The organism is uncultured Gimesia sp. (genome assembly GCF_937910335.1).
Classification (GTDB): domain Bacteria; phylum Planctomycetota; class Planctomycetia; order Planctomycetales; family Planctomycetaceae; genus Gimesia.
The window spans coordinates 1-11,973 of record NZ_CALEMX010000468.1 but is presented as its reverse complement, the minus strand read 5'-3'; the positions used below and the strand labels follow the sequence as shown (position 1 = coordinate 11,973).

Sequence of the window (11,973 nt, the reverse complement as noted above, 5' to 3'; positions counted from 1 at the left end):
GGCGCAAATTACGTGCCAAAGCGAGGGAAGTCATCTGGGAAATGCGGGATAAAAGTCCCTGAGTTTTGAAAATCTTCACCTGATAAATCGCCACCGGTTCCCAATGTCTCGTAACTTATCGACGCGTTAAGGTCACACTGCGACGCGTATGAACTACAGTTTGAGCACGTATTGACAGCTTGCAACCACCGTTCGAATACCAAAATGAACTTGACTCCCACGCGCCCTTCACAACAATCATGCACAGTCAAACCAATCACCATCGGAATAAACGAGGACAAAGAACCAGCCACCATTAACAAAACTCTGAGCGGCACAGTGCTAGCCGCCGTTGGCAACAAAAACAGAATAGAAAACGAGAGCAAGCTAATCATGTCAGGACAGTCCTATCTGAAAAATAGGGGAGGCCCCATCTGTCCTCCCGCAGAAAATTTCGTGTCTTTCGTGCTTTTCGTGGTAGAAAAACAGCCCGCAATAACGTCGGCATAACCAACCCACGTGCAAAAATACTACCCGAAAATAACAAACAACCCACAGATGAATATCCAACACTGGTGCTTTAAGAACAGAGAAGCAGTTTTGCGGCAGGAGTTTCACACTTTCAAAACGGGCCAATCCCTGCGTTCGTGATCAGTTAAAAACCGCTTCGTAATGGTCGGGACTGATGGGGACAATGAAAATGGAAAAGTGACCCAGTTGCTCATGCTCGAAGTCGTAAATCTGCTGTGTTAATGCTGTTTCATCAAGGCCTTTGAAAACCAAAACAAAAGGATCCCCACGTAATGTAACAGGATCATCGGTGACCATAGCTTCTAACGGGGTGACTTCAATCAATTGTAATTTGACACTTTGTGTCTCATCAACTTGAACACGAAACTCGCTGTTGAGAAGCGAATCAAATGAATCTTTCGTTAGCTTGCTTTGCACTGACTGCAACTCCTGTTTCGCACGCGGGTATAAATCAATGCCCGCCTGAGAAAATGGTCCTCTGCAGCTAAGACAGTCGGACCATAACAGGAACCAGAAGTTGTGAAAAAAAGTAACCGAGTACGATGGATCCATCGTACTCGGTTGCATCGTATTTCACGCCTTGGTGAGCTGTTTTTAAACGCTTAATTCCGTGAAGGATATACGCCCCTAAGCGCGATGACCCAGGTAACGGCCAAAGTTGGTTGTGTTTTAGGACCACTTTCTTTTGATTTCTCCAAACTTTGATCACCGCCCGATTTCGTTCCGATCTTTACGTTTTCCAAACCGGGGCCTGTGCCATGATGAATGGGTGCGCGTCCGCGCAAGTCGGGCAAACCAAATGTTGTCCTTCCATCGCCACCATACTGCGTACCCAATAGAGAAAACAGGGCCGAATTTTGAGCAATAGGGAGAAGTTGACCTTCGCATTTCGCCCAGCCACGAGGAGCAAAGTTGAAACCGACTGCTGATATTTGACCAATATATGGTTCTACCATGGTGCTATTCCTTTGGAATGATGATTTTGAGAAAGTGATTAGTTGATAACGGCTTCGAATTGCTGCTTGGATCGGCGAGAGGGCATTTCGATCTGATGGATCATTAAAGAGAATTCACCCAAAGCCGGGTGCCACAGCTGATGTGTCTGATTCTCAAGAGAAGCCGGTCCTTCGATCTCGAATAGCAGAGATACAGACTGACGGGGCAGCTCGCTCGGTCGGTCTAGATCAAAACTGAGATCAGTGACCTCCGAATTCTTAAGGACTAACTGAACTTTATGCAGCCCATTTGAAACAGTTCTGACCAGAAATTTTTCACCTTCCAGCTTCTGCCATTCAGTGGACTGAAACAGATTCTCATCCAGGTGATTGGTTCGTGTAGCCTGAGCTACTGCCGTCAAACCTAAAGAGGTAATGGCACCAGCGGCACATGCTTGTTTTAAGAAGCGCCGACGCGGAACATTTGAAGGCTCGTCTTGATGGGGCCTCATGCATTTTCTCCAACAAAATTTAATTATGGAATGATTATCGTCAGTCTTGACTGAATAAATTCATTCACGCGAACTTACAGTCAAACAGACGCTCACAAATGCTGTTTTAATAGCATAAAGACAGTAAATAAAATTGCAAGGTGAGAGCAGATACTTAAATTTAGAATCGCTCGTGTTTCTTGAAAGTTCTTTCAAGAATCCAGCACACTTTTCAATCATGGTTTGAAAATCAAATCCGCGATCACCGCCCGATGATCAGTATCGACGGCGGCTTCTGAAACAACGCGCAAAGGCTGAAACCAATCGTTAGTCCAGATTTGGTCGATCCGTAAAAACGGAACGTCGTTGGTAATCGTATTTCCCCAACCGCGGCCCGCACTGGAAAAGGAATCGTGTAGTGTCGCCGGTAACTCAGCGAAGATCGCATCGCGAGGATTAGCGTTGAAATCGCCGCCCACAATCACGGGCAGATCAGCTGGCAGACTCTGCATCACTTTGCTCAGCGCAACAATCTCGGCCCGCTGTTTGATGCGATGATCACGAAACGACCGCCAGCAGTCGGGGTTCCATAAATCAATTCGGAAGGGGGGCGTTGATAATCGTAATGAAACGACAATGATTTCCCTGTCGGGAGAGAGGGTTACCTTACCAATGATATAATAGTCCGTGGCGCCAATTCGCTCAATCTTGCCACGGGCTATGATGGCGGCGTCCACGCCGGAAAGCACATCACCTTCTGCACCAAACAATTTCACGGCGATGCTTTTCAAATTCTCAGTTCCCGGCGATTCCTGAATCAGAATCAGATCCGGCTTGGCTTGTTTCAACGCAAGTACCGATGTTTTGCTGCCACTACAATTCAGCGAGATCACACGCACCGACGGCTGTGGTCCTGGAGCTTGGATGCCGCGTACCAGACTCAAAGGAGTATCGGCAAAGACAATCAAAAACAAAAACCACAGACTCAAAGTCAATAATGCAGTTCGCCTGCTGTGAGTCCTAAGAAGCACCATCGCCAGAAAGAACCCACACAGAAACCAGCACCAACTTGGATAAACGGTGACAGCAGCACACGCATCGTATTGTTTGACATAACAGAGGGTTAGGAAAACAAACAACAGGAGTGAGAAGCCAGTCACCAATGGAAACACAACGCGCACCAGGCAACTTGGCGTCCGAGTTTGAGCGCTGGTGTGACTATCACTCATGAGCGGTGAATACTTTGGTTAGAATTATGTTTAGAAATATTTCTAGGCGGTCTACAGAATCTAAGACAGTCGCTGACCCCTTATCCTGTTCTCTGTCCCATTATCTAACCCGCGGCTCCGGTTCATCCGCTGGTGATGCATCAATCGTTTGGAGCGGCGAATGGTATATAGACTGTTGCCACGCGCCTGTGCCTAGATTGATGTAGAGATAGCCGTTGTAGGATTCAGTGTAACACTTGAACTCGTAAAAGCCGTCGACGATACGTCCTGTCTCGATGAATGAGCGGTGGCAGTAGTCGCCAACCAGTAGCCATTTGGCAAGCGAAACAGCGTCAGCATGTGACAACGCACGCGGGGTAATGAGTTGATGGTAGGCACGTCGGAATGCGGCCGCCCATTTACTGGTCACCGGTGACGTGTCGATGTCCGAATCAACGCATTTGAAGATGGCGTCACATTGCTGCCGATCGCGCGCTAGGAGATAGATTTGGGAGCAGTAGTAAACAATTGAGAGGCAGTAATCGTTCTTGGGACAGTCAGGCTCGCGGGCAAGCTGTAGCAACATCGGAACGTATTCAGCATTACCAAGTATGAGGTCTTCGTCTTGATCGATCAGCAAGAGGTTTTCGTCGTACGCCCAGCGATGAATGACTTCGGGTGAGGGGTCAACGTCATTGAGGATTACGTCGTCGGTCATCGGTGAATTTGATCCATAACTTGAACTTGAATTAGGCTGAATTATTTCGGTATACCCATTAAGGGATATTCTAATTTAGTGTTTGAAATTCTTTTTTAGTCATGAATGGAGCTATCAATTTATCATTATTTTCATCTAGCTCAAACTTCACTTAAGGCACGCAAAGGGCCAGGAGTCGATTTGACGTCGCTATATTGCCTTGTCTGCATGAATAAAGATGTAACTACTCGCTAGGGATTTCAGTGACAATTTTATTTGCATTTGAGACGGTTATTCTATTATTGATTTCTGTTTCAATCATGTCATACAATTTCGTTGTGCTATCGTTGGTAGAAATACTCACAATTAATGAGTAGCGGGCTTTTCTCTCAATAAGTTCTTGATCTCTTCGAAACCGCCACCAACCAGCCACTGGATATACTGCTATCATGTTTGACAAAGCGAGCTCGGCCGCAGTTCCGTTCCAGGCATCAGAGTGGATTGAACCACGAATTGCTAAGTTCTTTTTCAAGTCCCACCGGCGCTTGTCTTTAACTGTCTCGCTTGTTTTGACTCGTTTTCCTTGTGCATTGCGTTCTCGTGCATCCAAAGAGATTCGTTTTTTCATTTGGTCTGGTGTTTCTTCCGGACGACGAACACTGAATCGAAATCCATGAGATGCGTATTGGTACTGTGCAATTATTCCACGTCGAGGAGGGTTTGGTTCGATAAAGTAAGAAAGTGTTACGCGCATTCGCACTTGTAAACTTCCTAGTTCTTCAAGTACTTCGCGGGGAAGTGGAAGATCATGAAGGTGCATCTCATTTGATTTTCCTTCTGAGCCCTCTTTACGGAATGGCTGTAATTCATCCTGAATCACCATGGTTGCAAATCCTTGCGCTGAATGGCGAGCTCGCTCAATCTGTGGAACTCCCATACCATAGACACGCAAACGGTTACGACGCTCCTTGTCCTTAAATTCATCCAGCATTTGCGGTGTCCATTCAGCAGAATGAACGATCATGCCACGAATCGTTTCTGGCCAATACTTAGGATACTCGGATTGCAGGATAGCTGCCATCCGAGCTGCTTGTGCTGTCGCAGCACTTGTGTCGCAAAATGTACAAAGTAAATTGTCACTTTTTTTGGGAGACTGAGTTGTCAGAATTTTTAAATTATCGACATCGGTTACAAAACCACTTTCATCTTTTGCTAAATTGCCACCTTCAAAAACAACATCGGGTTTATTGGGCAATGGATCATCTCCCCAGCAAAGTGATGTTCGACTGGTGGGGGATAAAGATCCTGGCTTTGCCACAGGGGTATAGCCTTCCAATTCCTTTTCTTGTATCCAATCAAGATTTGTGTAGGCTCCGACTGTAAGTACATTCCATGCTTGTGCTGGAGATTCAACACTCGAAACATAATTCTCTTCTGGATAGTTCTTACCTGCATTATTCCGTAAGTTTCCAGCAGAGACGACCATCAATCGACGCTCCCCATCAAGAGCGCCAGAGCAGGCTTGGTCCAAGTGAGCAGACCAGAGAGTGGGTCTCCATAGATCATCGCCTACTGCGGTTACAGCTAGGCAAAAAACGCGTTGTGATTGCGGAGCAATAGTCTCAGCCGCCGCCATCGAACCGATCGTAATTGGGCCGTAATCAGGAGGGGAATTCTTTCCATGAGGAGGTAGGATTTTTACGGATTCCAATCGATGAGTAAGTGTAATAGGAGTAACACTATCAATAGGATCTCCAAGCGGACCAAAAAGGCAAACTCCCGCCATTTTAGTTCCATGCCCATCGTGGTCATCAGCTCCCCATTCTTCCCGCCAACTCTGAAGATCTTCGGAAGAAAGGGACTGCTCTAATAATATGTGTCCTCTGTCAACGCCAGTGTCAAGAATACAAAGCCGAACGGAGTCTTTGGTTGCGAAATCAGTACGGGCAAGGAGATCCTTGCTGAACTCAGCCTGATCAGCTGCGGATAAATTATCAAATTCACCCGTAACGATATTTGCGCGACGAAATTCTGCGAGATGTTGGAGTAGCCCGGGAAATTGTTCCCATTGTGCTAATGAAGTAAAAGCGAGGATCACCAAACGGTCTGGAAATCGTACCCGTTGGGGACTGAGCTTGATATTTTGCTGCTGGGCTATACTGCGAAACCATTTTTCAATATTCTGACTGGATTGATCATTGCCAGAATCCAACCAGACTTCCCACCAAAATGTTTCGGTTGATAGAGGTATCGGTTTATTAGGTTCCGTCCAATAGTCAGCCAAATCAGCAGATTCTATTTTAGAAATACTCGAAGCAAAAGGTTCATTTGTAGGTTTGCCAGATTCTGTGTCTTTGTCACGGTAGTCACGAAATTTATCAGCCAGTTTGCTGACCTGACTATCCGGTACAGCAACTAGATAATCTTTTCTCCCGTTCCGTTCACGGGCATTAACAATACGAACCCCATTGGTTTTTGTTGCCAAGCTTTTCAAAGCTAAGTCAATTTCCGATCCTTCCTCAAATCGCATTGGTATGAACTGAAGTCCCTCGCAAATCGGTTCGCTATTCTGACGTGCTTTAGCTTTTTTTTCAGCACGCTCAATATCTAAAAGTAGTTTGTCGCCATGCGTTTTACGATCAGGTAGAACCAGATTCTGTCGACTAGGCCCACCTTCTGGTGTTTTTGTATAAGCATGTATTGTGCGCGTATTACGAAGCGTGAAATGTGGGAGCTTAGGCATGTGATGTACTATCTCATTTCTTGGCTTGGCTGCGTTCCAGACGTATTTCTATGGCATGCTCAAGGTCATTGGGATCGATTTTACTAAGGTCATTGAGCACTGCCACCTTGGCGGCTTCATCACATGCACGACATATTTCAGCATGACTCAAACCACTGGCAAGTACCGCCATTCGTTTGATTTGAGTTTTGTTGATTTTGAATGATGCAAGTCGATTGGCAATCAAATCACCCAAATCACTTTGCTCAGGAAGTCGATATCGAATAACATCATCAAAACGGCGAAAAAGTGCTTCATCCAACATCTCTTCCAGGTTCGTGGCGGCAACAATGATACTATCGGATTCATCCTGCTCCAGAAATTGCAAGAATGAATTGAGCACGCGACGAATTTCACCAACATCATTACTGCCACTTCGCATTGAACCGATTGCATCAAATTCATCGAACAGATACACACCACGTGTATGCTGCATCGATTCAAATATTGCAAATAGCTTGGCCGCTGTTTCACCCATAAACTTGGTAATTAGTGAATGAAATTGAATCGTAAAGAGGGGTAGCTTTAATTCTCCTGCTAAAGCCCACGAAGTCATTGTCTTTCCAACTCCAGGAGGTCCAACTAGCAATAATTTACGACGAGCAAAAAGACCATGCTCATGTAATTTTGCTTGCTGACGGTACTCCCAAATGACTAGCTCTAAAGATTTTCTTTGTTCAGGAGCAAGGATCATTTCAGTTAGTTTGGTATGCGGATATGAAGCAGAAAGTAGCCCAGCTAGATCACCGCTTGGGCGAGAAATCGGTACTGAACCACCTAACTTTGATTTTCTTTGTTTGTCCTTTATTTCATCAACTAGCTTCTTAATTTCAGAAGCTATTTTTCCTTTTCCTGCTCGTGCTTCATGCGCAGCGATTTGCAGCGCGACCGAGACAAACATTTCACCATCGGCTTCACTATAGCTTTGTAAAAGGGCTTTCAATTGTTGGGCGGTTGCCATCCTTAATACCTTCTTAGTTCACTCATTACTGAGTTGTTGCATCAACTGGTGTGTCGCATCTTCTATCAGAAGTGCGGCGACTTGCATTGGACTGACTTGACGCTCTAAAGTGCTCATTTTTTCTGACACAGTCTCGAGGGCAGACAATGTATCTTCACTCATCGACAGTTTACGTTGCAACGTCCAACTAGGATCGCTTGGGCGTCCGGGACGCTGGCCAAAACCCGGAGAAAGTCGCGACCGGAGACGCTTACCGAAACTTTGCAGATCGTCCTGATCCAACACGCGAGTATTCATTGATGTTGACATTTTATTTCCTTGTCATTTGTTATTGTCGCTTTCTGTTAGTATCGGACTTTCGGTTCCGAAAGTAAAGCAGAATAGATAGCAAATCGCTCAACTGAGTTTTCGATTATAATACAGATGATAAGCCCCTCAGATGAATAAGGTTTCAGCGGCAGTGCCATTCGATCCTGATACCTTTTTAATCATCATTCCACCGGCCAGTTCAAATGCTTGTGCAAAAAATCAAACGAGCCCTGACCGTGGATAATGTGGCCGCCGGTGAAGTATTCGATTTCGGTGCGTTCGGGAATGCCCAGAGCGGCGTAGTGGCGTCTGACTTTCGCGTATTCGTAAGCCACCCATTCATCGGGGGCGACGCCATCCTGGTGTCCGCGTTCGACCATGAAGGGCCGCGGCGAGATCAGTGACGCCATTTCTGCATGGTTAAACGTGCTGCCCAGATTGAACTGAAAGTGATCGTACTCATTCGTAAACATATACGCGGCTCGATAATCAAGGGCTGTGATTTTGCGCGTCCAGTCATTAAAACAGGCACTGCAGATCGAGAGCGCGTAACCATCCAGCAACGAAGGAATGCGCACCGCCGACAGCCCGCCATAGGAGAGTCCGTAAAAGCCGATCCGTTCTGCATCGACATTCGGCAGGCTGCCCAACCAGCCGAGCATGCGTTGATGTTGTCCCAAAATGAAGGAGTACAGAGTCAGACCCAGCGGGTTGGCTTTGCGTTGATTCTGTCGAAAGAGCGTTTTACCACGATACGGATTGTGAGGGGCATACGTGATAAACCCCCGTTCGGCCAATCGCGTTGCATAGCCACGATAGCTGCGATAGCCCGGACTCTTTGGCTCATCGTTCACAACGAATTCGGGTAAACCTTCCAATCCATGCTGGCAAACAACCACGGGCCGTTTTTCTCCCGCAGCGATCCCCTTGGGAATCAGCAGATAACCCCAGGCAAACACATCGGGCCAGACATCGAACTTGATTTCATACGTCGTATACTTATCCGTCTCATTGATCTTTCGAGATTTCACAGCCAGCGGCATTTCAGGATCGGGCAGTTTTCCAGTGAGTTCCTTCCACAGCCGTTTCTTATAGACTTTCGTCTTCTGAGCCCATTCTTCAGGAGTTCCCGCAGGCAGCGCCTGTTTCCAGTATTGTTTGCGAATCTGTTCGGTGCGGCGGACTGTACTTTGACAATGGTTTACTAACTCCGCGATCTGTCGCTTTTGTCTTAGAGCCGGATCAAAATTCGGGCGAGTGTCTTTGGGTATTTCGTTTTTTGTTGGTGGGCGCATTAATACAAAACCAAGTGATTTAATCCATCTTGCATGGGCATACATCGAACCTGGTTTCATAGGACTGCCATCATTGCCGTGAACAAATTTAATCGTGCCCATCGGATCTGATTTTCCCTGAATCAAGGAGCGGGCGCGCTCGACTTCGTTTTTGACCGATGTATAGTCAGGTTGCGTCAGAGTACCCGGTGCAGCAGAGAGACGTCGATTCGCCGGCCTGGTGGGGGGGCCGGCAACTTCAGGAGCCTGACTGTATTCAATGACCAAAGTGCGCGGCGCGATCAGGCTGGCAATCTCCGCATCGCCGAACTCACGTAGTAAACCAAAGACATTGCGGTACATGGGTTCGGCCCAGAGTCGATTACGTTGATTGAAATAGCCGCTCACCAGAGTCGATCCAATCCGCTGGTCCAGAGCAGACGTGTAGAACGCGATCAACGCACCTTCACCATAGCCGGCGATTCCCACACGTCGGATATCCGAATTCGTCATCAGATCGACGGCCGACATCATCTTCAGAACTTCAAGTCCGATAATATGTCGCCCCATTTCATAAGCCTGCCGATAGATCCATTCTCGGTGTGTAATATTGGTCATGGAAATGTCGGGGTTCCCGGACCAGGTACATTCGCGATTGATCAATTTGGGAATCAAAATACGGCAGCCTGCTTGCGCCAGCGGCAACACATCGAAACAGAGTGTCTTTGACTCGGCTAAACCCACCAGCATTTCGGGCGTTTGTTCGGCGTCGGGAATAATAATCAAATTCACGATCGATTTATGGCGGGGCTCGATCAATAACCCTTCACCATAAACGCCAGGGAGGACAGGCCAACGGACCGCACGGATTTGAAACGTGTTCGTCTCAGCCACAACAGCGGGAGAATTGGGACCCGACACATATTCCCACTCGGGAGATTTGATTCGCTCATCAACGGCGCCGATCATCTTCTGAAACCGCCGTCGGTTCGGTTCGACTGATTTCACATAATTATCCGGCGATGAAACGTCCCGCTTCCAATACTGCTCCCGAACTGCGACCGAGTCCTCGGTCGCCCGCAGCAGATACCGACTGATACCGTCCGCCATCTGAACCGAAAAGTCCCCGGTTTCCGTAAGCACAGACGTTCCCGGCAGTAAGTCTGGTTCAGCATAAAGAGTTTTCGTTGATATGACGCAGATGAAACCAATCAAGAATGAGAAATAGAATCGGAGAGAGTTCAAGCTGAGTGGCATCGCTGTTCCTCAATGATCTTATTATGCTGCCGTATTTGTTACTAATACAATCAATGTATCACCAATGTAATGCAGCTACCACTTAATCGCTTGAGAATACAGATTCACTCATCAAAGTGCGATTTCTTCCGCAGCAAATGCTTATACTCAATCTGTAATTTCTTGACTTTTTCAGATGCGTAGAGTTTTTGGTACTTGTCAGACACGCGTCTATTGTGTATATATGAATAGGATCCTGGTCGTATTATTTAAAGTGAAATATTGATCCTGAGTTTGAGTTTTTCGTTTATAAGTTAGTAGAGGAGCTTGGACTTGAAAGTAAATTAACAGATGTTAGTAGCGTTTACTCTGTGGGCGCATTAAAATGGGTGCTTCAGTGAAATGTTACCAAAACCCCCTGTTTTACACAAAGGGTTGTTAAGAAGCGTGGCGATGGTAGCCGATCTTTCTTGGAGTACGATTATTTCAATTAGCTCGGTTCAAAAAAATAAATTATTTGAAAAATTTGAAAAAAACCGTTTTTGCTATTGACTCTCATAATCGGTCTGTTTACAAAAGCTCTCTTATATACGGCGTTTCTATTATCACGACCGTATCAATGAGGGCTGCAATACTACTGGATTAGCTTGCAATGTCTGATACACAATCTAAGACCGCAGATGCACATCTTCGCCAGAGAATCGAAAAAATTATCGATACTCAATATGAATTCGATACTCAATATGAAGTTGAAGATAATAGTCAGACGACTCAAAAACTGGTTGATTCTACCATTTCTTTTTTGGGTGACTGCTCCGAGACAGGTGAAGTTTTCCTCGACCAGGCACTAGGCTTTGCGATTGAAAAGTTGGAGAGTGAAAGCAATGCCACCCAGCCAACTCAGGACGCCATCAACTATGGCGGTGGCTTAAAGTAGCCGTGCGTTGTCGGTCAGTCAAGGCACAAATCGCAAGTGGTGCCAGGCATCTGAGATCCCCGATGGTCTTATGGTAGTCAAGTAAGCCGTCTCTGTTTATTGTCCATCTTCAAATGGCCTAAACACTCCCTCACTTTTATTTACACCGACTTGCATAGTGCGCAAAGTGTTTTGAAGGACCTTTCAATTTCTTGCCAACTGCCCACCGCTTCCAGTTCCATGGAAAGATAATTACTGAAGGGAATACTGTGATTCTCTTTCGAAATCAGGTTGGACAAAAACTGGATTTGTTGTTCGAAATAATTTGCATCGTGGATTGATTCAAACGGTAGATCCCCTAAGTGTCCTTTGTCTGAACTATCAGAAATATGTGCGTGAACAATGCGAGTCCTAAAAATATCGAACGCATTGCTATTCGTAATTTCGCTGGAGAGTTGAAAGGAGCCGTCATGTTTATTTCGCTTAAGAATACCTGCCAAGCAGAAATGCGAAAGATCAAGATTGAATCCGATGTGTTTGTGTTTGCTTTTTTTGAGAAGTTTTGCAATGTGCGTTAAGCTTTGGGCTGAATTTGCCAGAAACAGACTCCCCGGTTCAAGCTCCAGAGAATAGGGGACTACGTCTTGGTCTTGA

The 11,973-nt window shown here is 46.2% G+C and carries 11 protein-coding genes; 1 reads left to right on the top strand and 10 read right to left on the bottom strand.

The genetic code is table 11. The annotated features are described in order from the left end of the window. Positions 1–630: 630 nt before the first annotated feature. The 9 genes from Q0668_RS18635 to Q0668_RS18595 all read right to left on the bottom strand — a co-directional run bounded on the left by Q0668_RS18635 (position 631) and on the right by Q0668_RS18595 (position 10,310). Entirely contained in the window at positions 631–927 is a 297-nt protein-coding gene (locus tag Q0668_RS18635) for a hypothetical protein (protein WP_298867387.1), read from the bottom strand. A gap of 185 nt (positions 928–1,112) precedes the next feature. Continuing rightward, positions 1,113–1,466: a tail fiber protein gene (locus tag Q0668_RS18630; RefSeq protein ID WP_298867385.1), complete on the bottom strand. Its 354-nt coding sequence runs from the start codon at positions 1,464–1,466 to the stop codon at positions 1,113–1,115. 38 nt (positions 1,467–1,504) lie between these two features. Beyond that, positions 1,505–1,957 carry a hypothetical protein gene (locus Q0668_RS18625; RefSeq protein ID WP_298867383.1) on the bottom strand — a complete coding sequence of 151 codons (453 nt, stop codon included), beginning with the start codon at positions 1,955–1,957 and terminating at the stop codon, positions 1,505–1,507. Between the two features lie 215 nt (positions 1,958–2,172). Further along, positions 2,173–3,165 carry an endonuclease/exonuclease/phosphatase family protein gene (locus Q0668_RS18620; protein WP_298867381.1) on the bottom strand — a complete coding sequence of 331 codons (993 nt, stop codon included), beginning with the start codon at positions 3,163–3,165 and terminating at the stop codon, positions 2,173–2,175. A 100-nt stretch (positions 3,166–3,265) separates the two neighbouring features. Continuing rightward, a complete protein-coding gene (locus Q0668_RS18615; RefSeq protein WP_298867379.1) occupies positions 3,266–3,862 on the bottom strand; it encodes a hypothetical protein in 597 nt (198 codons plus the stop codon). A 223-nt stretch (positions 3,863–4,085) separates the two neighbouring features. Next, a complete protein-coding gene (locus tag Q0668_RS18610) occupies positions 4,086–6,584 on the bottom strand; it encodes a S8 family peptidase (RefSeq protein ID WP_298867377.1) in 2,499 nt (832 codons plus the stop codon). Positions 6,585–6,597: 13 nt separating this feature from the next. Further along, on the bottom strand, positions 6,598–7,584 hold the full coding sequence (locus tag Q0668_RS18605) for an ATP-binding protein (RefSeq protein ID WP_298867375.1): 987 nt from the start codon (positions 7,582–7,584) through the stop codon (positions 6,598–6,600). Positions 7,585–7,602: 18 nt separating this feature from the next. Further along, entirely contained in the window at positions 7,603–7,893 is a 291-nt protein-coding gene (locus tag Q0668_RS18600; protein ID WP_298867373.1) for a hypothetical protein, read from the bottom strand. 182 nt (positions 7,894–8,075) lie between these two features. Beyond that, positions 8,076–10,310 (bottom strand): hypothetical protein, encoded by a 2,235-nt coding sequence (locus Q0668_RS18595; protein WP_298867371.1) that lies wholly within the window; start codon positions 10,308–10,310, stop codon positions 8,076–8,078. A gap of 745 nt (positions 10,311–11,055) precedes the next feature. Here Q0668_RS18595 and Q0668_RS18590 point away from each other — a divergent pair. Beyond that, positions 11,056–11,340, top strand: coding sequence for a hypothetical protein (locus Q0668_RS18590; protein WP_298867369.1), 285 nt, complete (start codon positions 11,056–11,058; stop codon positions 11,338–11,340). A gap of 140 nt (positions 11,341–11,480) precedes the next feature. Here Q0668_RS18590 and Q0668_RS18585 read toward each other — a convergent pair. Beyond that, positions 11,481–11,973: hypothetical protein (locus Q0668_RS18585; RefSeq protein ID WP_298867367.1), on the bottom strand; the 493-nt coding region annotated here is incomplete at its 5' end.